The organism is Paraburkholderia lebeckiae, assembly GCF_050436325.1.
GTDB classification, from domain to species: Bacteria; Pseudomonadota; Gammaproteobacteria; order Burkholderiales; family Burkholderiaceae; genus Paraburkholderia; species Paraburkholderia tuberum.
On the sequence record NZ_JBNDLZ010000003.1, the window covers coordinates 301,652 to 327,176 of the forward strand.

A 25,525-nucleotide genomic window follows, 5' to 3' on the forward strand; every position below is an offset into this window, starting at 1 on the left:
CACTGCTTCTGCGCCGCCGCCTTTCAGATGTTCGAGCACCGGGTGCCGATGACACTCGTGCTGCCCGTATCCAGAATGGTCATGCAATCTCCATTGCCTCCACCGGAGGCAGCCACTCAGACCATCTTCAACACCACCCTGAAACGCGCGTGACCGCTCATCATCCGGTCGAAGGCCTGCGCCGCCTCGGCGAGCGGATACTCTTCGATCATCGGCTTGACACCGGTGAGCGCGCTGAACGCGAGCGTGTCCTGCGAATCAGCCGAGGTGCCGGAGGGCCAGCCTTGCACCGAGTTGCGTCCCATGATGAACTGCACGATCGGCACTTCGACCGGCTCTTCGGAAACCCCGACCATCACGAGCTTGCCGTTCAGGCCGAGACCGCCGAGCGTCGCGGTCATCGCCTTGCCGCTCGTCACCGTGGCCAGTATCAGCTTCGCGCCGCCCAGTGCCTGCAGCTTCTCGGCGACGTTTTCCGTTTTGCTGTCGATATAGTGATGCGCGCCCAGTTGCTGCGCGAGCGGGGCCTTGTCCTGACCGCGCGCGATCGCCACCGTGCGAAAGCCCATCTTGCGCGCGAACTGCACGCCGAGATGACCGAGGCCGCCGATTCCGAGAATCGCGACCACCTCACCGGCGCGCGCGCCGCTATTGCGTATCGCGTTGAACGTCGTGATGCCCGCGCAGAGCAGCGGCGCGGCATCGACATCGGAGAGATCGTCGGGAATGCGCGCCAGGGCTTCGACCGGGACCACCATGTATTCGGCGTAGCCGCCGTCGTAGCTGATGCCGGGGATGAGGGCGAACTTGCACAGCACGAAGTCGCCCTGGCGGCAGTGTTCGCATTTGCCGCAATGCCCGCCGTGCCAGCCGACCCCGACACGCTGCCCGACCTGCCAGCCCTCGACACCCGCACCGACCGAATCGATCGCGCCCGCTATCTCGTGACCGGGCACACGCGGATAGGCCAGGCCCGGCCACAGGCCTTCCTTGGTCATCGCATCGCTATGGCAGATGCCGCAAGCCTGAATCCTGATACGCACGTGACCCGCGGCCGCCTCGGGCACCTGGCGTTCGACCAGTTCGAGCGGGCCGCCGGCCTGCTTCACTTCGACTGCTTTCATCGTGGCCATGATGTTCTTCCTTTCCAGTGACGAACGGGACAAGAGGGGAACGAACTCCAACATCATAGTCCGCGTCCAGGGCGGCTCGCCAGAAAGAAGCCGCCGCCGCATGGCCGAGGGCGATGACATCCGATGTAATTGGCGCGCCGCGCGGCTGCCTCTACTCTTCGACTACCGCGCCGCCGATCCGATGGCGCACACCTCAAGGAGATACCATGTCCAGCTATCCCGTTCACACGATCGAGTCCGCTCCCGAGCAATCGAAACCCGTGCTGCAAAAACTGCAACAGGCGTTCGGCGTGATTCCGAACATCGCGGCCAAGATGGCGGCTTCACCGGTGCTGATCAACGGCTTCATCGGCCTGTTCGAGCGCGTGCATGCGAGCAGTCTGACGGAACCGGAGATCCAGACGCTGCTGCTCACCAACGCCGTGACGAACGCGAGCGAATGGGCGGTGGCGTTTCATACCGCGCTCGGCTTGAACGCGGGCCTGCGTCGCGCCGACGTCGAGGCGATCCGCCACGGCGGCGTGCCCGACGACACGAGGCTGGCGGCGTTGTCGACGCTCGCGCGCACGCTGATCGAAGAACGCGGCCGCCTCGCCGATGAGGACCGGCAACGCTTCCTCGCGGCAGGTTTCAGCGCGGAGCAGATTCTCGAGGTGGTTGCGGCGGTCGCCGCCTCGACGATCACGAACTACACCGGCAGCGTCACCGAGCCGCCGCTCGAAACGCAGTTCGCCGAATTCGCGTGGCACGCGCCCGCGCGCTGAAGCGATCCCATTCAGGCATCAACAGGAGGGCGACACGATGAACGTCACGAGTCACGATCCCAAAGTGCAGCCGGGCGATCTCGGCAGTCTGTTGCGCTATTGGCGTGACGTGCGTGGCGTGAGTCAGCTCGATCTGTCGCTCGAGGCCGGCATCTCGCAGCGGCAGATCAGCTTCATCGAGAGCGGGCGCAGCGTGCCGGGCCGCGACACGCTGCTGACGCTTGCGCAGACCCTCGACGTGCCGCTGCGCGAGCGCAATGCGCTGCTGCTTGCCGCGGGTTATGCACCGATCTATTCGGAAGCACCGTGGAATGCGCAGGAAATGCACGGCGTGGTTCGCGCGCTCGAACGGATCGTGCGTCAGCACGAGCCGTTTCCGGCGCTCGTGATGGACCGCGACTGGAACGTGCTGATGACCAACGACGCGGCCCCGCGCTTCTTCAACTGCTTCATCGACATGACCGCGCGCGAAGGCCCGCGCAACATGCTGCATCTGATTTTCGATCCGCGCGGCATGCGTCCGTTCGTCGCCGATTGGCAGGAGGTCGCGCGAAGTCTGCTGCAACGCGTGTATCGCGAGTCGGTCGGTCATGTAATCGGCGCCAACACGAAGCGTCTACTCGATGAACTGCTTGCGTATCCCGACGTGCCGCGCGACTGGAAGACGCATCATGGCTCTTCCGCGACACCCGCGACGCTGCCGATGGTTCCGCTCGGCTTCATCAGCGAAGGCGTGGTGCTGCGCTATTTCTCGATGGTCACGACAGTGGGCACACCGCAAAACGTGGCCGCGCAGGAGTTGCGCATCGAATGCATGTTCCCCGCCGACGACGCCACCGAAGCACGCCATCAGCAGCTGCTCGCGGCGCATGCGTCCCCGCAACCTCCAATATCGGCAAACCGTATGCCGTGATATAGCATCCTCGCGAATGGAACCCGACCGCTCGCGAAAGAGCCGGTCCCAGCGACATATGCGCTGATCTCATTGCGCAATGTCCCGACGGACGCCCGATTGAAGTAGTCCAGCGATCGCGCCCGTCAAAAACTGGCAGAACACAACACGAAACCGACCACCCGCGTCGGCGTTGTTTTCGTAGTGCTTGACCCAGATCAAGCCACCCGTCACACCGGGGCTCATGATGTAAGCGCGTGACGCATTACGTTCCCGCCAGCGCTAGCCGACGCATGACGCGACCGGGTTCAGGCGCGAACACGTTTGCCGCCACGCATCGTGTTTCATTCCGGCCATAGGAGAAGTCCGTCATGAAAGCACTCGTTTATCACGGTCCCGGCAAAAAGTCGCTCGACGAACGGCCGATACCCGAAATCACGGCGCCCACCGATGCAATCGTCAAAGTCACCCGCACGACGATCTGCGGCACCGATCTGCACATTCTCAAAGGCGACGTGCCGACCTGCGAGCCGGGCCGTATTCTCGGCCACGAAGGCGTCGGTGTCGTGCATCAGGTCGGCGAGGCGGTGAGCGGGCTCGCGGCCGGCGATCACGTGCTGATCTCGTGCATCACCTCGTGCGGCCGCTGCGACTACTGCCGGCGCGGCATGTATTCGCATTGCACGACGGGCGGCTGGATTCTCGGTAACCGGATCGACGGCACGCAGGCCGAATATGTGCGAATCCCGCATGCGCAGAGCAGTCTGTACCGCATTCCGGCTGGCCTCGACGAAGAGGCGCTCGTGATGCTGTCCGACATTCTGCCGACCGGCTTCGAATGCGGCGTGCTCAACGGCAAGGTTCAGCCGGGCTGCACCGTGGCGATCGTTGGCGCCGGGCCGATCGGTCTCGCTGCGCTGTTGACCGCGCAGTTCTACTCGCCGGCGCAGATCATCATGATCGATCCCGACGCGAACCGGCTGGAGGTCGCGCACCGCTTCGGCGCGACCGCGTGCATCGACAACGCGCATGCCGATGCGGTCGCGCAAGTGCTGAAGCTGACGGAATCGGTAGGCGCCGACTGCGTGATCGAGGCGGTCGGCATTCCGCCGACGTTCGAGCTTTGCCAACAGCTGGTCGCGCCGGGTGGAACGATCGCGAACATCGGCGTGCACGGCGTCAAATGTGATCTGCATCTGGAAAAGCTGTGGGATCGCAACATCGCGATCACGACGCGTCTCGTCGATACCGTCAGTACACCGATGCTGATGAAGACGGTCAAGGCGGGGCGGATCGATCCCACGCGTCTGATCACGCATCGCTTCCGGCTCGACGATATTCTTTCGGCTTACGAAACGTTCTCCCGCGCGTCGAGCACGCGCGCGCTGAAGGTGTTGATCGAAGCGTCATAGACGGTCAAATACACTCGAAAACGCGCGAATCAATATGGCACCGCGAATGCGCGCAATCACTCCGCAAAACGCGTCACCACCGCGGCGCCGACCGTTTCCATTTCGACGAGCACGGGTTTAGCGCCGATCGGCAACACGGTACGGCCCAACGACTCGTTGATGATCTCCGCCGCCGACAGATAGAACGCCAGCAGCGCTGTCAGCAGTCCGCCATAGCCTCCCGCGTGCCGCAGTGTCGCCGAACCGAGCCATTCGCCGGCCGCGAGCAGAAAGAAGGTTGCCCACAGCGCGACGAACACGCCCTGCAGCGCGCGCGACGAGCGGAACGTCGCGATCCACATGTAGAACGTGAAGACGCCCCACAACAGCAGATACCAGCCGACGAACGCGGCCGGCACCTGCTCGTGCAGGAACAACGCAAACAGCGCGAACGACCACCAGAACGCGCCATAGCTCAGAAACGCGGTGGCGCCGAACGTGTTGCCGCGCGGAATCTCCATCAGTCCGGCGACGATCTGCATGCTGCCGCCGAACGCGAACGCGACGGCGAGCACGAGGCCGAGCGAGCCGCCGCTGAACCAGCCGGCGTTGATCATGCTGAGCAGCCACGTGGTCAGCGCGAAAGCCGCAAGGCCGAGCGATGCGGGGTTGGGTGTGGTGAGTTTCATCGTGAAGTCTCCTGAATCGATCCGGGGGGCTTACTCGTGGTGGCAGAACTGCCGCAGCACGGCGGGGTTTTCGACGGTGGACATGTCCTGCGCGAGCGTTTCTCCCTTCGCGACCGAACGCAGCAGACGCCGCACGACCTTGCCGGAGCGCGTCTTCGGCATGCTGTCGCCGAAGCGGACTTCCCTGGGTTTGGCGATCGGCCCGATTTCCTTGCCGATCCACGCGCGCAGCTGGTCGGCGACCTGCCTTGCTTCGGTGCCTTCCGGGCGCGTGCCCTTGAGCACGACGAACGCGACGATGGCTTCGCCGATGGTCTCGTCGGGCCTGCCGACGACCGCGGCCTCCGCCACCAGCGGATGCGCGGCGAGCGCCGATTCTATTTCCATCGTGCCCATGCGGTGGCCCGAAACGTTCAGCACGTCGTCGATGCGGCCGGTGATCGTGAAGTAGCCGGTCCGCGGATCGCGGATCGCGCCGTCGCCCGCCAGATAAAGTTTGCCGCCCAGGTCGGCGGGGTAGTAGCCACTGCGGAACCGCTGCGGATTGCCCCAGATCGTGCGCAGCATCGACGGCCACGGCTGCTTGATGACCAGCAGACCGCCCTCGCCGTGCGGCAACTCGCAGCCGGTTTCGTCGACGATCGCCGCCTCGATGCCAGGCAGCGGCAACGTGCACGATCCCGCGACGAGCGGTGTTGCGCCCGGCAGCGGCGTGATCATGTGGCCGCCCGTTTCGGTTTGCCAGAAGGTGTCGAGCACCGGACAGCGCCCGCCACCGACTTCGCGCGCAAACCACTCCCACGCGCTCGGATTGATCGGCTCGCCGACGGTGCCAAGCAAACGCAACGAGTCGAGGTCGAAGCGGCGCGGATGCACGCCGCTGTCCGTCTCGGCGGCCTTGATCAGCGAACGGATCGCGGTGGGCGCCGTATAGAAGATGCTGACCTTGTGCCGCGCGATCATCTCCCAGAACCGTCCCGCGTCCGGCCACGTCGGCACGCCCTCGAAAATCACCTGGGTCGCGCCGACCGCGGTCGGGCCATAGCAGATGTAGCTGTGCCCCGTGATCCAGCCGATGTCGGCCGTGCACCAGTACACGTCGTCCGCGCGGAGGTCGAAGGTCCACTTCATCGTGACGGCGGCCCACAGCAGATAGCCCGCCGTGCTGTGCTGCACGCCCTTCGGCGTGCCGGTCGAACCGGACGTGTACAGAACGAACAGCGGATGCTCGGCACCGACCCATTCGGGCTCGCAGGTGTCGGGTTGGGCCGCTTCGAGTTCGTGCAGCCAGCAGTCGCGCGGTTCGTCCCACAGGATCGAGCCGCCCGTGCGCCGATAGACGATCACGGTATGGATGCCGTCGGTGCCTGCCATTTTCAGCGCTTCGTCGACGACGGATTTCAACGGCAGGTTCTTGCCGCCGCGCATCTGCTCGTCGGCGGTAATGACGGCGACGGCGCCGACATCGACCATCCGTTCATGCAGCGACTTCGCCGAGAAGCCGCCGAACACGACCGAATGCAACGCGCCGATGCGCGCGCAGGCCTGCATCGCGACGACGCCTTCGATCGACATCGGCAGATAGATCATCACGCGGTCCCCACACGCGATGCCGCGCGCGCGCAGCGCGTTCGCGAGGCGGCACACGCGCGCATGCAGTTGCCGGTAGGTGATGGTCGTCACGCTGCCGTCGTCGGCCTCGAAAATGATCGCGGTCTTGTTAGCGTTGCCGTCGTGCAGATGACGATCGAGGCAGTTGTACGACGCGTTCAACAGACCGTCGTCGAACCATTTGAAGAACGGTGCGTTCGATTCGTCGAGTACCTTGGTGAAGGGCCGGCGCCAGCTCAGATGCTCGCGCGCGAGCCGCGCCCAGAAACCGGTCCGGTCGCTGCGCGCTTCGTTGACGAGCGCTTCGTAGGCGGCCATGCCGTCGATGGCCGTGTCCGTCAGAAGCGACGGGGCGGCCGTTTCCGGCGCTTGATGGTTGATGGCGACAGTGGACATAGTCTCCTCGCTGGCTTGAATGACTGATATGGGACGGGCACACCGCGACTGCCGATGTCCAACGATCGGCGGCGCGGCTGCGCGCATGACTCGAACAGTGTTCTGGATGTCGCGACCAGTGTGTTGCGGGAAGCAAGGGGCACGATTGACCCAGATCAATCGCGGGTGCGGCGCGTGGTCGCGCCGTTGGCCTCTATACTGTGCGTCGTCAAACACGAGGCCCGCCGACGGCCCCTTGCCCGCCGGCTCTCGAAATCGGCATCGCTCGAACCCGCACATCCATGGATACTGATTTGTCGTCGCCGCGCCGCTCACGGCTCACGCGCGTGATCGAGGTTTTCGTCGTCTTTCTGAAGCTCGGGCTGACCAGTTTCGGCGGCCCGATCGCTCACATCGGCTACTTCCGGCGCGAGTTCGTCGAGCGGCGCCGCTGGCTCGACGATGAAGCCTTCACCGACCTGATCGGCCTGTGCCAATTTCTGCCAGGACCCGCGAGCAGCCAGGCGGGGTTTTCGATCGGGCTGCTGCGGGCCGGGTGGGGTGGGGGGCTAGCCGCCTGGTGCGGCTTCACGCTGCCGTCGGTACTCGTGATGCTGGCCTTTGCCGCGATCGCGCCGGACCTGGGCGGCGCGCTCGGCACGGGCGTGATTCACGGCCTGAAGCTCGTCGCGGTGGCCGTCGTCGCGCAGGCTGTCTGGGACATGGCGCGGCGTCTGTGTCCGGATCGCCGCCGCGCGGCAATCGCGCTCGCATCGCTTGGATTGCTCAGTGTGCTTGGCACCGTCTACGCCCAACTGATCGTGATCGGCGCCGGCGCCGTGCTCGGTGTCGCGCTGTGCCGGACCACGGCGGTGCAAGCGCCACGCGCCATTTCTCCGCGGGCCGGCGATTTTCAGGTGTCGCGTACGGCAAGCATCGTCGCGCTAGTGCTCTTCTGCGCATTGCTGTTCGCGTTGCCGCTATGGGCGGCAAGCGGGACCTCGCAAGGCATCCGCGTATTCGATGCGTTCTATCGCTCCGGCGCGCTCGTGTTCGGAGGCGGCCACGTGGTGCTGCCATTGTTGCAGCGTGCAACCGTCGCGACCGGATGGGTCACGCCCAACGACTTCCTGGCCGGCTATGGCGCGGCCCAGGCCGTACCCGGACCGCTGTTCACGTTCGCGGCGTTTCTCGGCTGGATGATGGCGCTGCCACCCAGACACTGGAGCGGCGCACTGCTGGCGACAGTGGGCATCTTTCTGCCGGGTCTGCTGCTCGTTCTCGCCGCATTGCCGTGGTGGCAGGCGCTGCGCGCGCGTGCGACGATGGCGGCGGCGCTTGCCGGCGTCAATGCCGCGGTGGTCGGCCTGCTGGCCGCCGCGCTTTATTCGCCGGTGTGGACGAGCGCGGTCCTGTCGGCGACGGATTTCGCCGTGGCGTGCATCGGCTTTTTGCTGTTGCTGCGCTGGAAGGCGCCCCCGCTTGCGGTCGTCGTGCTGTGTGTGGCGGCCGGCGTCGCGCAAACTGTGCTGCACCCGCTCTGACAGGACATGGTGGGCTCCTTGAATGTGATGTCGAGTGCGTGAATCAGGTTATGCGCGCAATGTGCGGATACCCGCACGGACGGTGAACCGCGTCGTGCGTGCGGGTGTTGGTCAACTTGCCGGTCGAGCGCGGGCAGCGTTAGAAGATTTACTGGCCCGCGCTCTGGTCGCCGTCCACATGCAGGATCTCGCCGGTCACGAACGATGCCGAGTCGAGATAGAGGATCGCATTGACGATGTCGCTCATCTCGTCCATGCGCCCGACCGGATGCAACGTGGCGAGCACCGATGCCTTGAGATGCGCCGGTGACGATGACGACCTTGGAGGTGCTCATGATTTGTCTCACGGAGTGATGATTCGGCCTGCTGGCCGTTCGAATCGATGGACCCGATGGAGGGCACCGTAGGCGCATCCGCCGCGAATTCGAGCACACACATGGACAAAGAGTCTTGCGCCACGAGAACAAATCTCGTGGAATCTGCCGGCTAGAGCCAGCGCCAGATGCCCGCGGGCCAACCGGAGAGCGGAATATGCGCCCAGGTCGCGACGAGCCAGAAAACGACGCCGCCCACCAGCGCGTGCATGCCGAACCCGCCCAGCCGCGCGCGGCCGGCGGCGATCGCCGCGAACGGCAGATAGCTCGTCTTCGATTCCCATGCGGGCCACAGATCGGGTTGCAGCCGCCGTTTCTTGCGGTCCTGTAGCGCGGCACCGACCAGCGCGAGGATGATGATCGCCCCGGCAAGCACGACGTTCCGGGTGACCGGGAACACGGCGATATGGCACAGTCCCCAAAGCGCGAACGACCACATCATCGGGTGACGGGTCACTGCGTACACGCCGCGCGCCGCGTCGGGAAACGCGGTGGGCCGGCCGCCGGTGGGCAATGCCGGGTTGCGGATCAGGGAGCCCATCAGAAGGATCGACGCGATCAGCATGAGCACGGTCACAACCGCCCACAGCACGTTGCCTGCCGGCCATAGCGGAGCGGAGACGGGCGTCCTGTCGTAAGCCATGACCATCCAGCCGAACGTCAGTATCGCAATCAGCGAATAGACGCCCATGGCACCCCGTTCGCCGATTGCCCGGACCATACCCGCCCGCAGCGGATGGGACAGGAGAAAGTGGCTGCCGACAAAAGCGAATGCCGCCACGACAAGTGCGTCGATGCTTTCCATTGGCCCGGCTCCTCAAGTCAGATGATCGGTCGACCGCGTGCATTGCGAGAATACTACTTCGCGCGCCACAACGAATGCAGCGATCGCTTCGCGATTTCAATTGCCGCGCGTCGCAAAACCTTGATTGGCAGTCTCGTCGTCGCAATGGCCGGGACACTCGCCATCGCGTCGACTGCGCAAGCGGGGCAACGGGCCCCAAACCATCCCCGGCGCATCGTTCACGCGCGGCGCAACCCGGTCGACACCTGTCTTTCCTGCTACACGGAACTGTTTGCGGGCGATCAGCCGTTTGCTTACGAGCTGACCGGACTCGGCGAGCATTACCGTTACTACGAGCGGCTCATCGCTCATTGGCGCAGCGTGCTACCGGCCGGGCGCTTCATCGAGGTCGATTACGAAGCGGTCGTCGATGACCTCGAAGGCGAGGCGCGACGTCTGGTGAATTTTCTCGACCTGCCCTGGGATGACGCTTGTCTGCGCTTCCATGAATACGGCCGCGTCGTGCGCACGGCCAGTCTTAATCAGGTGCCTCAGCCGATCTATAGGAGCTCGAAAGGTCGCTGGAAGCCGTATGAGGCTTATCTTGGTCCATTGCTGGAAGCGCTGGACAGCACGGGTTAAGAGGGTTGCGCGTAGCGCATTCGATGTTTCGGGAAGTTCTTCCGACTTACCTGGCTGCCAATCTGGCTGCCAATCCGTCGACGCGATGAGTTCAACGCCTCATGAATTACGCTGAAAGGAAGCGGGGGATCGCATTGTGTGAAGGTAAACCGCGCTGAGCGGTTATAGCTCAGGGTGGCTATCATAGTGATGTCCTATTTCAATGATATTGACAATATGGTCGCCTCCGAAATTCGGGTCATACTGGCTGATGACCACCCCATGATGCTGATCGGTATCGAACACAAGTTTGCAGATGTGAGCACGATCGAACTGGTAGGGAAAGCCAGCAACTCGACTGAACTGATCGCGCTTCTCACGAACACGCAATGTGACGTTGTCGTATCCGATTACGCGATGCCCGCGGGCGAATACGGTGATGGAATTGCTCTGTTTTCGTTTATAAAGCGCCGGTATCCTGACATCAAGATCGTTGTGCTGACGATGCTGGACAACCCGGCAGTAGTACGTGCGCTCGTGACGCAAGGTGTAACGTGCATCGTGAGCAAGTCCGACGCTGCTACCCACCTTATCCCCGCGGTTCATGCCGTCCATCACGGCGGCAAATATTATTCGCCGACCATCAACGAGATCGTCCAGTCGATTGACTGGAACCGCCGGGGCAGGGGCTCCTCGGAGGTCCTGAGTCAGCGCGAATCCGAAGTTGTACGTCTTTTTGCATCGGGCCTGACGGTAAACGAAATTGCCGAACGGCTGAGTCGCAGCAAGAAGACCATCAGTACCCAGAAAATGAAAGCGATGGAAAAGCTCGGTATTGAGCGAGAAGTCGATCTGTTTCGATATGCGTTGGATAATGGAATGGTGACTTCGACGCAGAAAACGACGGACAGTCCTCCTTCCACAGAATGAACACAGGAAGCGACCTGCGCTTTCATCGCGCTGCTCGAAAAACCGTCAACCTTCTTTGTGCGGGGAATTGAAGCGAGTTACCGCTTGGCAACCCACGTCAGGCTGTCCGAAATAACTTGACTGCTACAGTCCCGTTCACTGCGACTCTATCCTTGAGTGCGGCAAGTGGCCACGGCAGGTTCTAGAAGGGCAGACTTCTGGAATCATCGTCAGCACGGTGCTGAAACCATCCCTTGCGTCCCTGATCCAGGTCCGCCATGCCATCAAAGAGCATAGATTCCAGCGGGCATGAACGCGTGGTTCATCCGCCCACCGGCGATTCGCGCGTTGATGAGCCGAGCAGACTGAATCGCTATCAGCGGACGCTCGTCATGGGGGCAGGGGTCGCCGTCTCGTTTGTGCTGGTGCTGTTGACCGGCGTCGTGCTGAAATCGGCGGTCACCGACTACATCGACGATCGCTATACCGATTTCGCTCTACGGCAGACTCGCCTACAACTGGAATTTCTGGAGCGGGAAAGAACGCTGAGAGCCGCCATCCTGCATGAAGAATCGGCGTGGGGCACGCGAGTTCCTCCACCCGCGACCCTCGTCGACGAGTTTGCCGCGCAGCATGGACGAGTCGTTCTGCAGCGGCACAGGAATTTCGAACCGTTGATGATGCTCGGCGACGTCGGTCCGTCGCTGAACGCATCGGATTTCGCACCGTATCTGGCGCTCGGTGTTGATTTTGACTATCGTCTCGGCCCTTGGGCCAAGGTGCAGACCAGTGCCGTGTCAGGCTTCTTCTATTCGCCTGAGCGACGGTTCCTCGGCATTGTTCCTGCGCCGGCATCCGGCGATCTGTTCAAGCAGAGCGGCGCGCAAGACGTCCACGAACTTCTCGATCGCATTGCGCCGGACATCGGCGCTCTCGCGGACCCCAAGGTGGTCGAGCGGTTACGCAAGGACAGGAGTGCGATCTGGTTCCCGCCAGTCACTGATCCGTTTAGCGAACAGCCCGCAATCCGTCTGGTCATGCCGGCCTTTAGCGACGGCAAGATATTCCTCGTGGCTGTCCGCAAGATCTACGTGGGCCCCCTGATCGAAATGCTAACCGGGGAGCGGCGCTACGATGAAGAATCGCTGCTGCTCGATTCGGCCGGCAATGTGATCCTCAGCACGGCCAAGCCGGGTACCGGTGCCGCGCTGACGCAACGGATTCTCAATTCCCGTACGCAAGGGATGCAACCCGCCGGAGGAGTCCATCGCTCCCGGAATGGATTGTTCATGGCCAGTGCGGAGGTAACGGACTCCGGCTGGACGCTCGTTCACGCATTCACGTGGCGCACCATTTTGCGTGACATCGGTGCACGCCTCGCCGTTTACGTTGCCGCGATGCTGCTGGTCGTGGCTTTCATGTGGGTGCTTCTGTTGATGCTCGATCACAAGCTGTTCAAGCCCGACTACGAACGTTCGCAGCGAATATTCGAAAGTGAAGCCCTGAACCGCACGATGGTTGCTGCAGCACCGTCGGGATTCGCGCTGCTGTCTTTCGAGCAGGGAAATATTCTGTTGCAGAGCAACCTGATGCGTACCTACGAAGCGAACACGCATCCGGATGAACCAGGCTTGCACACCCGCCTGCTCGGTCTCTATGACCGCGGCCCCGGCGCGCCCGCGTGGCAGTCCGATCTGGAGATGGCGCTCAGACTTGCCGACGGCCGCGTGGACGATCTGCTAGTGAGTATGGTGCGTACCAGGTATCGTGGAAAAGAGGTGCTGCTTTGCAGTTTTTCCGACATTACGACTCTCAAGAACACGGAGCGCAAGCTGGACGAGGCGCGTGCGGCAGCGGACGCCGCCAACGAGGCGAAATCTGCGTTCCTCGCGATGATGAGCCACGAAATACGTACGCCGCTCAATGCCATTCTCGGCAACCTCGAGTTGCTCGGACGCTCGCCGTTGTCACCGTCGCAGGAGGAGAGAGTAGGGGTCATCACGTCGTCGTCCACTGCGCTGCTCGGGATCATCAACGACATTCTCGATTTTTCGAAGGTCGAGTCTGGCCAGATGACGCTCGAGTCGATCAGTTTCGATCTCGGCGATGTCATTCGACAAGTGGGTGCGATGTTCGAACCCGTCGCGCATGCGAAGGGACTCGAATTCGACTGCGTGATCGACGATGCGCTCGCGCCGCACTATCTGGGTGACCCAACGAGAATCCGGCAGATCGCGGTCAATCTGGTCAGTAATGCGATCAAATTCACTGCGAGTGGCGACGTACTGCTCGAGGTTTACCTCAAGGACGACACGGCCGACGATTCGCCCATCGTGATTGGCGTGAGCGACACCGGCATCGGCATGACGCCTCAGCAGCAGGAGACGCTATTTCATGCATTTAGCCAGGCCGATTCGTCGATCGCCAGGCGCTATGGCGGAACAGGACTCGGACTTGCGCTCTGTCTGCGCCTGACCGAATTGATGCATGGCACGATCCAGGTGAAGAGCGAGTTGAATGACGGCAGTACCTTTGTCGTGACGTTACCCATTCCGGTGAGTAGTGGCACACCGGTCGTCGCCCCAGAAGACAGCAAAGCCAAATGGGAGTTCACCGCGATCGACACACACGCCGTTCACATTCTTGTGGTCGACGATCAGCTTGCAAATCGGGAGTTGATCGCCGCGCAACTTGCCACGCTGGGATACGAGGCCGATATCGCCGATAGTGGCGGGGAGGCAGTGCGGCGCTTCAATGAACGCCACTATGATCTTGTGATGACCGACATCAATATGCCAGGGATGGACGGGTACGCGCTCGCGCGGTGTCTGCGCGATCAAAGCGCGACGGTGCCGATCATCGCCATTACTGCGCAAGTGGGTGCAGAAGAGCGTTCGCGATGCAAGAAGGCCGGAATCGACGAGGTCCTGCTGAAACCCGTCCTGCTTGGCACCATGGACGCGACGGTGAGGCGGCTGGTCAAGGAGGCCGGCAAACGCCCCGCAAGTGACACCGCAGCCAGGCTCGACATTTCGCATGGGCCATTGCCCGAGCCCATCCATGCTGCGATGAGCCAGGCACTGAAGGAATCGCTCGAGGCGCTGTATGTCGCCATTGAACGGGTCGATATAAAAACGGTGCTGGCCCATCTTCATTCGCTACGCGGCTCCTTCGCGATGATTCAGGAGACCGAGGTGGCGAATGCGTGTGCACAGATGGAGCAGGAAGCCAGAAATAACGACATTCCTGCCGTCAAGGACGGGCTCGATCGTTTCGAACCACTCGCTTATTCGACGCTCGCGCGGCGCGTGATAAACACGCAGCCAGAGGCGTGAGTTTTTTGCTTCAGCGCTGAATCAGCAGGCGTCTGGTCACTAACAGACGCTTGTGAATGCTGATTATCTTGCACGAAAAAATGCTGTGCTCCTATTTCTGTCTGGCGCGTCGTACGAGACGATAAAAAGTAAGTCGCCTTTTTCGCCAAAAACATATCTATCCCGACATAGCGACCAGCACACCTGACCCGTCACACAGTTCCGGTAGGATGCGCTCCTGATCAAGTTGACGATGCGCTTTACGCACTGTTTCCGGGTCAGCTTGAGCGATGGCAACGGCGGAAACGAATGCGCGAAGCGTAGCGTAGAGCCGTTAGGCGGCAACAGTTTTAGACCGCATTTTCGACCGGTTCCGGTGCGCCGCCGTTGGCTGCAGAACGGTATCCTGCCTCGACGACAGCGATCCCATGCTCGGCCTCCCGCAAACCTGCGACCGGAGGACGACCATTCGCCAGATCGGCCCAGTTGCGCCTTAAGAACACCGAGTAAAACGCGTCCGTGTTGTATTCGACCGTCGCGGTGCGTCCCTGCTGTTGGTCCCGCGCTTTGATGTAAAGCTGGTCGGCATAACCCCGGGCGTAGGAGGAGGTATGCGAGATGGAAAACGCGAAGTCTCGCTGATCTTCCGCTGTCGATGGATACAGGTAACCCGTTTCCACCACGCCGATTTGGCCCGCAGCGTTCCGGCAGGTGAACACGGCTTGCTCTTCAACGGTCACATCAGGCCGATACGTTCGCATCTGCGCCGAGACGTGGGTGATCGGGTTGTTTGTCAGGGTCGAGATCAGGTCGATGAAATGAACGCCGACATTTAACGTGCACCCTCCACCTGCATGCCGTTTATCGAGCATCCAGCTGCACCCGCCGCGTTCATATCGAGCTACGGGGCCAACGATGAACCTGAACGAGAGATGCTGGTATCCCTCCGGCGTAAATCCCTCTGCGGGGGAAAGACGGGCAGCCAGATCGCTCACGCGCATGATGAATGGAACACTGACGTAAACGCCGTGCATCTCGGCGAGCTGCCGGACCCGGCGAACCTCCCGGAGATTAAGTCCGCAAGGCTTCTCGATGAGAAACGGAATGCCGCGGGCAATCAGCCGCTCGGCCAGTTCGGCCATTTCTGAATGACGGCTGAATACCAGAGCAAAGTCGAAATCCTCTTTGAGCAGATCTTCATTGGAGCCGTACAGCTTGCAATTCAGCTGGTCCGCGACTGTTGATCCAGCAAATGAGGCAGTATCTGAAATACCCACAACCTGGACACCAGGATCTCGCAATGCAGCGAGATAGAGGGGAAAGTGCCAGTGGCTGACGTCGAAAACAGCAATTCTCATAGGGGGCTCCGGAGCACTACGATTGTCGAGGGCGTCAATCCATGTAGGAGCCACCATTCACGCTGAGTGTCTCACCGAAGATGTAGCTTGCATCATCCGAGGCGAGGAAGGCAGCGGCCCGTGCAATCTCCTCTGGGCGCCCAAGGCGGCCCGCGGGAATGTTAGAGATGGTCGTCGCCTTCATCTCGGGGCTCATCTCATCGGTGAGTTCCGTCGCGACGAGGCCCGGCGCGATGGCATTGACATTGATGCCAAAGGGTGCCGCGTAGCGTGCGAGCGATTTCGTCAGGCCGATGATTCCAGCCTTCGCAGCGGTGTAATGTGCGTTGCCACTGAAGTCGCCGCGCTTGCCGGCCACTGAACTGACGTTGACGATCTTTCCATACTTTTGCGCCTTCATCGACGCGAGAACAGCCTGGCAGCAGAGGAACGAGCCCTTGAGATGGATGTTAATCATCCGATCCCATTTCTCTGGGCTAATCTCGGGAAAACTGACGAAGTCGCCAATTCCAGCGTTGTTAATCAGGATGTCGACGCGACCATGGTCCGCAAGGAGCCGGCGGAACGCGTCCTCGACCTGGCTCGTATCAGCCACGTCAAAAGCGATGGCGCTAGCGCTTCCACCCCTTCGCTGAATGTTTTTCGCCGCGTCGGTTGCCGGTTCAAGCGTGCGGTCATTGACGATCACATGGGCACCACGGTCGGCGAGAACATCGGCAATAGCGATACCCAACCCGCGCCCAGCGCCCGTGACCACGGCAATCTTGCCCGACAGGTCCTGCTGATTTGAAATCATGACTACCCCCGATGTTGTTGGCTCGCGAGTACGTCGGAGCGCATCTGATTGGCGAAATCCTGTGAGTCGGCTGTTTCGGTTGCCCCGACCATCGTCTCGGCACGCAGGCGATCGTAGTCGCCTTTCGGGACGGGAACCGCGTTGCGGTCGCCGAGATCGCTGAGGTGGATCCGGTACGTCTCCCGCGTAGTGAAAGCGGCGATCGCGGCCACTACACAGATACCGAATGTCAGGGCCCCGATCTTCAGCGGGATATTGGCGGAGCCGGGGGGCGCGACCGCGACGAAGAGCGCGGGGAGAAACGCGGTCAGCATCGTGCCGACGTTCTGCCCGATGGCCATCCCGGACACGCGCACGCGCGTGCGGAACAGTTCGGGGAAGAGGCTCGGAAACACGCCGTTGAAGCCCTGATAGGCGACGCCCCACATGAGCACCGAAAGAGTCATCGCCAGCCACAGGTTATGGATGCTGATGGAGTACAGATACGCGAACGAGAGCAGTCCGGCGCTGAGCGTGCTGACAAGGACTGGCAGCCTGCGGCCAACCTTGTCTGAGAGGTTGCCGACGTAGGGAATCAGAATCACCGCGGAGATATTACCCAGAACAGGAATCCACAGATACACGCCGGGAGGAAAGCCGATGCCATACGCCGGCTGAACCGCGTAGGCGGCGCCGAAGACTGAGGCGACAACGGCGATCACCGCGGTAAGCGCCATGCAGAGCACGCGCGCGATATCGCCCCAGTTCTGCCGGAGCACTTCGACGACCGGCGAGACGGGAACTTCACCGTGTGCGCGCTCCTCGGTGAAGGCCGGGGTCTCGTCAACTTCGCGGCGAATGATGTAACCCGCAATGAGAACGACGATGCTGAGCAGGAACGGGATTCGCCAGCCCCAGGCGGTGAACTGGTCCTTGGGCATGAAACGCGCGAGTGGCAGGAAGATCGCTGCCGCGAGGAGCTGTCCCGCCTGGACCCCCTGGAGGGTAAAGCTCGCGAAGTAGCCACGCCGCCCGAACGGTGCGTGTTCCAGAATCATCGAACTGGCGCCGGAGATTTCTCCAGCGACCGCGAAGCCCTGGATGAGGCGCAGAACCACGAGCAGCACCGGAGCCCAGATCCCCACCTGCTGATACGTTGGCAGGAGCCCGACGGCCATCGTCGAGAAGCCCATGAGGAACATGCAGAGAATCAGCACCGTCTTGCGGCCGTGGCGGTCGCCCCAGTGCCCGAGGACGACAGCGCCCAACGGCCGGGCGATATAGCCGACACCATAGGTCGCCAGCGACGCAATGATGGCGACCGTCGGGTTGTTCGACGGAAAGAAGAGCTGCGGGAACAGCAACGCCGCCGCGGTCGCGTAGATGAAGAAGTCGTAATACTCCAGTGCTGAGCCGATCCACCCGCTGGCCGCGGCTTTCTTCGACTGGCGCTTGCCGTGAGGCTCAAGCGGGGTGTTCAGTTTCATCACTCGTCTCCGTTTTGATTGACTTTCCGGTGTTGGTTGTCTATTGTTGTAACACCGTTCCATTAAGAATCATGTTACGTCAATTATGAGAGTTGTCAAGGGTGCAGTTGATCGGTCGCTACAGGCGATCGAGTTGCTCGCAAGAGAAGCACGATGGATGCGTATGTCTGACATCGCCGCGGAACTCGAGCTCGAAAAAGGGCCCGCCCACCGGGTGCTCGCGCAACTCTGCGAGCAGGGTTGGGCGGAACAGGATGAACAGACGTCCCAATACCGTCTGACATTGAAGCTGTCCTTGCTGGGCCAGCGGTACCTGCACGGGCTCGGTCTGCCGGGTCTGGTGCAGCCCATCCTCGATGAAGTCGCCGCTCAATGCCGCGAGCTGGTCCGGTTGACCGTTGTCAACGAGGGAACACTTGCGTGGCTGGCATCGTCCCAGGGTGCGGCGCCCGGCCTGATGTATTCGCCGTCAATGGACAAGCCCATCGTCTTGCATGCCACGGCCAACGGCAAGGTATGGCTCGCGACCATGTCCAACGACGAGGCGATTGAACGCGCATTGCGCGGTGGGCTCGGCAAAGCGGCCGCCAGCGGCGCCTGTGCGCCGAAGGCGATCACCAGCGTCGAGCAGTTGATTCCGGAACTGGAGCGGACGAGGCAGCGTGGCTACGGACTTGTCGTTGAAGAGGCCGAGCCGGGCGTCGTGGCTCTGGCTGTGCCGGTGCGTTCGCTGACTGACGGTGCGGTGGTCGGCACCATGAGTATTGCGGGACCTGTCATGCGGGCTCAGCCGGAGCGTTACGACGCCTTTTACTCGCTACTGCAGGAAGCGTCCGCGAAGCTGGGTGCCGTATGGCCGCGCCAGAGCGTCGGTGCGCATGCGAGCGAGGCGGCATGAACGCGCCGGGCGCAGTTCAGGCTCTCGAGCGACTCACCGCGTTCGATGAACGCGCAGCACGTGTCCTCGTCGCGGCGCGCCGGCAAGGCACGCTCGCGGAGCGCCTTCCCATCGAGCTGCGCCCCGCGAATCTGGACGAGGGTTTCGCGATCCAGCAACAGGTGGGCGATCAGCTCGGCCGGCAGGCTGGCGCGTGGAAATGTGCGCTGCCGCCGGCGGGCAAACTCATCGCTGCGCCAATCTACGACGCCGTCATTCATCGAGGCGCCCAATGCCGCATTCGCGCGATGCCTGGGCAGTCCCTGGTAAGGGCAGAGCCTGAACTCGCCTGTTTGCTGGCTCGCGATCTGCCTCCACGGCGCGAAGCGTATGGCGAAGCCGAGGTGCTCGACGCTCTCGGGAATGTTCACCTCGCGCTCGAACTGCTGGCCAGTCGCTATGCGCATCCGGAGGCGCTGACGTTTCCTGAATTGCTGGCAGACGGTCTGTTCAACGCTGGTCTTGTCATTGGGCCGCGCGTTCAATTGCCCGAGGGCGCGACGCCGGCCGATCTCCCGATCGAATTCACCGTCAGTCTGACTCGCGCCGGACACGACACGGTCAGTTTTGCTGGCCGCCACCCTGATCGCAGCGTGCTCGCGCCGATCGTGTGGCTCGTCAATTTTCTCCGCGTCCGCGGCCTTGGGTTGCATGCCGGCCAGGCGGTGATCACGGGCTCTTACGCGGGCGTGCTCGAGTTGCCGATTGGTTGTGAGTTGCATATCGGCTTCGGTGATCTCGGCACGTTGCCGATACTTTTTTTGTCTTGATAGGAGTCTTCAAATGCGTCTCGTCCGTTTCGGCCAGCCTGGTCACGAGCATCCCGGTGTCATCGATTCGAGTGGCGCGATCCGCGATCTGACCGGCGCCGTCGACGACATCGACGGAACGACTGTTTCGCCTGCCGCCCTTGCGAAGCTGAGCGAACTCGATCTGAACCGCCTGCCCGTGGTGGAAGCGGGCATGCGCCTCGGCGCCTGTATCGGCAATGTCCGTAACCTCGTGTGCATTGGTCTCAACTACACCGACCATGCCGCCGAAACCGATACGCCGATTCCGCGGGAACCCGTCGTGTTCAACAAGCATACGGGTTCGATCAGCGGTCCGAACGATCCGGTCATCTTGCCGGCAGACGCGCAAAAGCTGGATTGGGAGGTCGAGCTGGGCGTGGTGATCGGCAAACCCGCCTGGCAGATCGATGAAGCTACCGCGCTCGATCATGTGGCGGGTTACTGCCTTGCCAATGACGTTTCCGAACGCGCGTATCAGCTCGAACGCGAAGGCCAGTGGACCAAGGGCAAAAGCGGCTTCTCTTTTGCGCCGCTCGGCCCGTGGCTCGTAACGCGTGATGAAGTGCCCGACCCGCAGGTGCTCGACCTGTGGCTCGACGTCAACGGCACACGTCGTCAGACGGGCAACACACGCACGATGATTTTTAACGTCGCGCATATCGTGGCGTATCTCAGCCGCTTCATGCCACTGATGGCTGGCGACGTCATTATTACCGGGACGCCTCCCGGTGTCGGCCTCGGTCAGAAGCCGCCCGTCTTTCTGAAAGCGGGCGACACCATGACCCTCGGCGGCAGCGGACTCGGCGAGCAGAGACAGAAGGTCGTGCGGTATGCGGATTCGCTTGGCACGGCATGGGGCCGTGGCGAATATCCGTTGGCACGATAAAACAATTCGATCTGTAGGAGGAGGAGATATGAGCCTTGCTGGAACGGGCGTCGTGACAATCTGGCATGACCTGCTGCCGGAAGCGAAGGATGAATTCTACGAGTGGCACAACCGCGAGCACATGCCGGAACGCGCCGGGATTCCTGGGTTCAGGCGCGGCCGGCGCTACATTGCGCTGGATGAGGGCCCCGAGTACTTCAATCTGTATGAAGCCGACACCGTGGAGGTGCTCGGCGCGCAGGACTACCTGCTTCGGCTGAATTCACCGACGCCGTGGACCAAGCAGGTCGTCGCCTCGTTTCGCAGCGTGGCCCGCTCGATCTGCCATGTGGCGTACTCCGACGGCGTGGGGCAGGGCGCCAATCTCATGACGGTGCGCTTCGACGTGCCTTCGGCGGCGCGGGCCGATGTCGTGAAGGGATTGCGTCAACAGGTCTTGCCGCCGCTCGCCGACCGGCCCGGCATCACGGGCGTGCACCTGTGTCTGGCCGATGAGGCCGTCAGCAAGGTGGAAACTGCCGAGAAGAAGGCGCGTTCGGAAGGCACCGAGGTGCCGACATGGATCGTGATGATCGAAGGATGCCGCGCCGACTATGTCCGCACAGCAGTGGACGCTTTCCTTGCCGGACTCGCTGCTTTGCCCGGGGCCGCTGCGGTTGCGCCGCACGCCACGCTCTATCAACTGGAGTACACACGCTGCAAGACGCCGTGGAGCGCTGGCTGAAACGTCGTTTGAACACGGCTGCACGGCGCGTCACACGACGTCGCGCAGCCGGCCCCGAAAATGTCGTCACGTTGAGAAACGAAGGAGTCGTTCCATGTCGTCCCCTGTTGCGGACAAGTCCGTCGCATCGACCGCGCTCAGGCCGGTTCGCGTCATTCGGCTCAATCCCGCTGACGATGTCGTCGTCGCCCTCGATCAGCTTGTGTCCGGCACGGTGCTGGATGTGGAAGCGGTGACGGTCTCGGGATTGATCCCGCCCGGTCACAAAGTGGCGACACGCGACATCGGTGAGGGTCAAGCGGTACACCGTTACGGCCAGATCATCGGCTTTGCGAGTCAGCCGATCCGCGCGGGGCAGCACGTTCATACGCATAACCTTGCGATGGGCGAATTCGCCCGTGACTACGCATTCAGTCAGGGCGTGCGTGCCAGTGTCCCTTCAACTGAGCCCGCGACATTTCGGGGCATTTTGCGCGAAGACGGCCGTGTGGCTACGCGTAATTACATCGGCATCCTTACCTCGGTGAATTGCTCGGCCACGGTCGCGCGAGCCATTTCCGACTATTTCCGCCGCGACATTCGTCCGCATGCGCTGGCCGCGTTTCCGAATGTCGACGGCGTCGTCGCGCTCACCCATGGTTCCGGTTGCGCCATTGACTCCGAAGGCGACGGTCTCGCGATCCTGCAGCGCACGCTTGGCGGCTATGCGTGCCATCCCAACTTCGCGAGCGTGCTGGTCATCGGCCTGGGCTGCGAAACGAACCAGATTTCCCGGCTGCTCGAAACCCAGGGGCTCAAAGAACATGACCGCTTGCGAACCTTCACGATTCAGGACACCGGTGGCACGACCCTGACAATTGCAAAGGGTATCGAACTGGTTCGGCAGATGCTGCCCTACGCGAATGACGTCAAGCGGGAAGCGGTTTCGGCAAGTCATCTCACCATCGGCCTTCAATGCGGTGGGTCGGACGGATATTCGGGCGTCACGGCCAATCCCGTGCTGGGTGCAGCCGTCGACCTGCTCGTGCGGCAGGGCGGTACTGCGATTCTCTCGGAGACGCCGGAAATTTATGGCGCCGAGCACCTGTTGACCCGCCGTGCGGTAACGCCCGAAGTGGGACAGAAGCTGGTCGATCGCATCCGGTGGTGGGAAGCGTACGCGCAGCGGCAAGGGGCGCAGATCAACAACAATCCGTCGGCGGGCAATAAGGCCGGCGGCTTGACGACCGTCCTCGAGAAATCGTTGGGCGGCATCGCAAAGGCAGGTTCGACGAATCTCGTCGAGGTGTACCAATACGCCCAGCCGGTTAAGGCGCGCGGCCTGGTGTTCATGGACACGCCTGGCTACGACCCGGTGTCGGCTACCGGACAGGTCGCGGGCGGTGCGAACCTGATCTGCTTCACGACGGGACGCGGTTCGGCTTACGGCTGCGCGCCCTCGCCGTCGGTAAAGCTCGCGACAAACACCGCACTCTGGCAACGTCAGTCCGACGACATGGACCTGAACTGCGGAGAAGTGCTGGAAGGGAGCGCAACGATCGAGCAACTCGGCGCGGTGCTGTTCCAGCTGCTGCTCGACGTGGCCTCCGGGAAACGTTCCCGTAGCGAGCAGCACGGTTACGGACAAAACGAATTCGTCCCCTGGCAAATCAGCGCAATTATGTGAGCCGCCGTTGTCCGGCATAAGTAGAGCGTGCACCGCGTTGATGCTCAGCAATGACCCATACCAGGTTGGAGAAAGATAGATGCCATTGAATGACCGATCCGCGCTGCCTGACGATCTGGAACACGCTGTGCTCGTGGGGCGCGCGTGGTGCCCTGATATCGGCGCGCCGCGTCCTGTTGCCGTTATAGGTGGCGAACTGGTGGATGTGTCGTCGTTCGCGCTGACGACCAGCACGCTGCTTGAGCAACCAGGAATCGGCCTTCGGCTGGAGGAGGCCGCCGCGAGCCTGCCGAAGCTGGCGACACTGGACGCGGTTCTTGCCAATTCGGCCTTCGATCGACGCGATCCGTCCACCCCTTGGCTTATCGCGCCATGTGACCTTCAGGCGATCAAAGCGAGCGGTGTGACGTTCGTCGAAAGCCTTCTGGAGCGGATGATCGAGGAGCGCTCGGGAGGCGACGCGAGCCGGGCCGATGAAGTGCGCGCGCGTGTCATGTCCGTGCTGGGCGATCGGCTCGCAAGCGTTCGCCCAGGGTCTGCGGAAGCTGAGGCGGTGCGCCAAGTACTTATTCAGGAAGGAATGTGGTCGCAGTATCTGGAAGTCGGCATCGGTCCCGATGCGGAAATCTTCACGAAAGCGCAGCCCATGTCCGCCGTCGGTACCGGCAGCGAAATCGGAATCCACGAAAATTCGCAGTGGAATAACCCGGAGCCTGAAATCGTGCTGGCGGTGACCAGCCGGGCGGAAATCGTCGGCGCCACGCTTGGCAATGACGTCAATCTTCGGGATTTCGAAGGCCGCAGTGCACTGTTGCTCGGTAAGGCGAAGGATAACAACGCGTCGGCCTCGATTGGCCCGTTCATTCGCCTCTTCGACAGTACATTCGGTCTCGATGATGTTCGGGCTGCGGAGCTTTCGCTGCGCGTAGAAGGAACGGATGGATATGTTCTGACAGGGGCAAGTTCCATGAAACGCATCAGCCGGGACCCGTCAGAACTCGTTGCGCAGGCGATGGGTTCTCACCATCAATACCCGGACGGAATGATGCTTTATCTCGGGACATTGTTTGCACCGAGCGCCGATCGTAATGTGCCGGGGCAAGGATTCACGCATCAGATCGGCGATACCGTGACGATATCGAGCCCGCGATTCGGTGCGCTCGTCAACACGGTCAACTATTCGCATCGCATTGCGCCGTGGGAGTTTGGAGTCGGCGCGCTGCTCGCCAGCATTCTTCGCCGGCAGCGAGGTTCGAATCGTGGCGTCTTTTCACCGGCCTTTAACCGAATTCCATCCACTGATTTCTGAGCAACGGACCCGCCCTGTGACCTCGCGGCACGTTCGGTTAGTTTGACAAAGCGTTCGAGTCTATATCTAGAGGCGACGGTCGTACGGCCGTGAGACTATCCGAGGACACTCACGGCCCATCGGCCGACGTTGTTGGGCTATCCTGCTGCTCTACTACTACCAGGACAGTCCGCCGCACGCCATGGCTCTCTCTCCGTTACCTCCACTGGCATGTCTGCAAGCATTCGAAGCTAGCGCCCGTTATCTGAGCTTCACTCGCGCGGGGCAGGAACTGAACCTGTCCACCAGTGCTGTGAGCCGCCAGATATCTCAACTCGAAGAATTCCTGGGACGCCGGCTGTTCGTGCGGGAGCACAACACCCTAAGGCTCACGCCGGCAGGGGAGACCTATGCGGTGGACGTGCGGCGCATGTTGGAACTATGCACTAGCGTTACCTCAAGTCTGATGGCTCGCGTCGTCAAGTCTCGTCTCACGGTGTCCTGCACAGCGGGCATCTCGGTATTCTGGCTCGCGCCCAGAATCGGCTCGTTTATCGACGCGAATCCCGATGTGGACCTGCGCATCATCGTGCGGGACCACTTTGGAGCCGTCTCGCCAGCTGAATACGACGTAGGCATTTTCTATCTGCGCAACCCCGAGGTTCCCGGAACGCACATACGGAAGCTCTTCGACGAAGAGGTCTTTCCGGTTTGTTCGCCGACCTATCTTGATGGGCGCAAACTGAAGCCAGTGGAACTGCTGTCCTGCACGCTACTTGTTCTTGAGGACGCGGAACGTAGCTGGATGTCCTGGCACACCTGGTTCGAACAGGCTGGGCTTGAACGACCAGCGCTCAATCAAACCATCATTGCCAACAGCTACCCACTCATTGTGCAGCTCGCGACGCATGGCAAGGGCGTCGCGCTCGGTTGGAACCGGGTTATCGACCCGCTCCTTGAGCACGGCGCGCTCGTCAGGGCATCGGACTCCCACGCCACCATGGGCGGCTCATACTTTGTCACCTGGCCATCAGAGCGTGCGGAAACACCTGCCGCCCGTCGGTTCCGCGAGTGGGTAGTCAGCCAGACACCCGCTTCCTGACGAACCCCGTTGCAAGCCTCTGGATGCGGTTGCGTTTTTTGCAAGCGCGTTTGCGAATTTAGCGTTATGCGGTCGCCACGCCAAAAATTACATTGGTTGCGTGACGAATC

General features: G+C 61.9%; 21 protein-coding genes and 1 pseudogene. 14 read left to right on the forward strand and 8 right to left on the reverse strand.

Annotated features, from left to right (window positions below; translation table 11 throughout):
• Positions 1-116 precede the first annotated feature (116 nt).
• The gene (locus tag OKW44_RS19410) at positions 117-1,133 is read right to left on the reverse strand and encodes an alcohol dehydrogenase (protein ID WP_018417829.1); all 1,017 of its coding nucleotides are present in this window, start codon (positions 1,131-1,133) and stop codon (positions 117-119) included.
• A 206-nt stretch (positions 1,134-1,339) separates the two neighbouring features.
• Here OKW44_RS19410 and OKW44_RS19415 point away from each other — a divergent pair, with 206 nt between their 5' ends.
• From OKW44_RS19415 to OKW44_RS19425, 3 genes are all read left to right on the forward strand, one after another.
• Complete coding sequence (locus OKW44_RS19415) at positions 1,340-1,897, forward strand: carboxymuconolactone decarboxylase family protein (protein WP_018417830.1); 558 nt, start codon at positions 1,340-1,342, stop codon at positions 1,895-1,897.
• Positions 1,898-1,934: 37 nt separating this feature from the next.
• Positions 1,935-2,810, forward strand: a complete 876-nt coding sequence (locus tag OKW44_RS19420) for a helix-turn-helix domain-containing protein (RefSeq protein WP_018417831.1) — start codon at positions 1,935-1,937, stop codon at positions 2,808-2,810.
• Between the two features lie 350 nt (positions 2,811-3,160).
• Positions 3,161-4,201 (forward strand): zinc-dependent alcohol dehydrogenase family protein, encoded by a 1,041-nt coding sequence (locus OKW44_RS19425; protein ID WP_018417832.1) that lies wholly within the window; start codon positions 3,161-3,163, stop codon positions 4,199-4,201.
• Between the two features lie 56 nt (positions 4,202-4,257).
• Here the strand turns inward: OKW44_RS19425 and OKW44_RS19430 are convergent, their stop codons facing one another.
• Positions 4,258-4,869: an acetate uptake transporter gene (locus tag OKW44_RS19430; protein WP_018417833.1), complete on the reverse strand. Its 612-nt coding sequence runs from the start codon at positions 4,867-4,869 to the stop codon at positions 4,258-4,260.
• Positions 4,870-4,899: 30 nt separating this feature from the next.
• Positions 4,900-6,798: an acetate--CoA ligase gene (gene acs, locus OKW44_RS19435; RefSeq protein WP_429412476.1), complete on the reverse strand. Its 1,899-nt coding sequence runs from the start codon at positions 6,796-6,798 to the stop codon at positions 4,900-4,902.
• A gap of 359 nt (positions 6,799-7,157) precedes the next feature.
• On the opposite strand from acs, the gene chrA reads away from it, so the two are divergent.
• Complete coding sequence (gene chrA, locus OKW44_RS19440; RefSeq protein ID WP_018417835.1) at positions 7,158-8,399, forward strand: chromate efflux transporter; 1,242 nt, start codon at positions 7,158-7,160, stop codon at positions 8,397-8,399.
• A gap of 148 nt (positions 8,400-8,547) precedes the next feature.
• Here chrA and OKW44_RS19445 read toward each other — a convergent pair whose 3' ends face one another.
• Both OKW44_RS19445 and OKW44_RS19450 read right to left on the reverse strand, forming a co-directional pair.
• Positions 8,548-8,685 (reverse strand): hypothetical protein, encoded by a 138-nt coding sequence (locus tag OKW44_RS19445; RefSeq protein WP_018417836.1) that lies wholly within the window; start codon positions 8,683-8,685, stop codon positions 8,548-8,550.
• Positions 8,686-8,885: 200 nt separating this feature from the next.
• The gene (locus OKW44_RS19450) at positions 8,886-9,578 is read right to left on the reverse strand and encodes an NnrU family protein (protein ID WP_018417837.1); all 693 of its coding nucleotides are present in this window, start codon (positions 9,576-9,578) and stop codon (positions 8,886-8,888) included.
• Between the two features lie 210 nt (positions 9,579-9,788).
• Here OKW44_RS19450 and OKW44_RS19455 point away from each other — a divergent pair.
• The 3 genes and pseudogenes from OKW44_RS19455 to OKW44_RS19465 form a co-directional block, all read left to right on the forward strand.
• A pseudogene (locus tag OKW44_RS19455) lies at positions 9,789-10,199 on the forward strand (sulfotransferase family protein); the annotation flags it as partial.
• A gap of 189 nt (positions 10,200-10,388) precedes the next feature.
• Positions 10,389-11,108, forward strand: coding sequence for a response regulator (locus OKW44_RS19460; RefSeq protein ID WP_018417839.1), 720 nt, complete (start codon positions 10,389-10,391; stop codon positions 11,106-11,108).
• A 257-nt stretch (positions 11,109-11,365) separates the two neighbouring features.
• The gene (locus tag OKW44_RS19465; protein ID WP_239498984.1) at positions 11,366-14,422 is read left to right on the forward strand and encodes a hybrid sensor histidine kinase/response regulator; all 3,057 of its coding nucleotides are present in this window, start codon (positions 11,366-11,368) and stop codon (positions 14,420-14,422) included.
• Between the two features lie 329 nt (positions 14,423-14,751).
• On the opposite strand, the gene OKW44_RS19470 is transcribed toward OKW44_RS19465, so the two are convergent.
• The 3 genes from OKW44_RS19470 to OKW44_RS19480 are packed head-to-tail and all read right to left on the reverse strand — an operon-like array spanning position 14,752 to position 18,021.
• Positions 14,752-15,759 carry a Gfo/Idh/MocA family protein gene (locus OKW44_RS19470; protein WP_018417841.1) on the reverse strand — a complete coding sequence of 336 codons (1,008 nt, stop codon included), beginning with the start codon at positions 15,757-15,759 and terminating at the stop codon, positions 14,752-14,754.
• A 34-nt stretch (positions 15,760-15,793) separates the two neighbouring features.
• Entirely contained in the window at positions 15,794-16,555 is a 762-nt protein-coding gene (locus OKW44_RS19475; RefSeq protein ID WP_018417842.1) for an SDR family NAD(P)-dependent oxidoreductase, read from the reverse strand.
• Between the two features lie 2 nt (positions 16,556-16,557).
• Positions 16,558-18,021: an MFS transporter gene (locus tag OKW44_RS19480; protein ID WP_018417843.1), complete on the reverse strand. Its 1,464-nt coding sequence runs from the start codon at positions 18,019-18,021 to the stop codon at positions 16,558-16,560.
• 85 nt (positions 18,022-18,106) lie between these two features.
• On the opposite strand from OKW44_RS19480, the gene OKW44_RS19485 reads away from it, so the two are divergent.
• The 7 genes from OKW44_RS19485 (at position 18,107) to OKW44_RS19515 (ending at position 25,415) form a co-directional block, all read left to right on the forward strand.
• Positions 18,107-18,919 (forward strand): IclR family transcriptional regulator, encoded by an 813-nt coding sequence (locus tag OKW44_RS19485; RefSeq protein ID WP_026225352.1) that lies wholly within the window; start codon positions 18,107-18,109, stop codon positions 18,917-18,919.
• Positions 18,916-19,728 carry a fumarylacetoacetate hydrolase family protein gene (locus OKW44_RS19490; RefSeq protein ID WP_018417845.1) on the forward strand — a complete coding sequence of 271 codons (813 nt, stop codon included), beginning with the start codon at positions 18,916-18,918 and terminating at the stop codon, positions 19,726-19,728. The genes OKW44_RS19485 and OKW44_RS19490 overlap by 4 nt, the downstream gene beginning before the upstream one ends.
• 13 nt (positions 19,729-19,741) lie before the next feature.
• Positions 19,742-20,635, forward strand: coding sequence for a fumarylacetoacetate hydrolase family protein (locus tag OKW44_RS19495; RefSeq protein ID WP_018417846.1), 894 nt, complete (start codon positions 19,742-19,744; stop codon positions 20,633-20,635).
• A gap of 28 nt (positions 20,636-20,663) precedes the next feature.
• Complete coding sequence (locus OKW44_RS19500) at positions 20,664-21,359, forward strand: DUF4286 family protein (RefSeq protein ID WP_018417847.1); 696 nt, start codon at positions 20,664-20,666, stop codon at positions 21,357-21,359.
• Positions 21,360-21,453: 94 nt separating this feature from the next.
• Positions 21,454-23,025 (forward strand): UxaA family hydrolase, encoded by a 1,572-nt coding sequence (locus OKW44_RS19505; RefSeq protein WP_018417848.1) that lies wholly within the window; start codon positions 21,454-21,456, stop codon positions 23,023-23,025.
• 79 nt (positions 23,026-23,104) lie between these two features.
• Complete coding sequence (locus OKW44_RS19510) at positions 23,105-24,334, forward strand: fumarylacetoacetate hydrolase family protein (protein ID WP_018417849.1); 1,230 nt, start codon at positions 23,105-23,107, stop codon at positions 24,332-24,334.
• A 181-nt stretch (positions 24,335-24,515) separates the two neighbouring features.
• The gene (locus OKW44_RS19515) at positions 24,516-25,415 is read left to right on the forward strand and encodes a LysR substrate-binding domain-containing protein (protein WP_026225353.1); all 900 of its coding nucleotides are present in this window, start codon (positions 24,516-24,518) and stop codon (positions 25,413-25,415) included.
• The last annotated feature ends 110 nt before the right edge of the window (positions 25,416-25,525 follow it).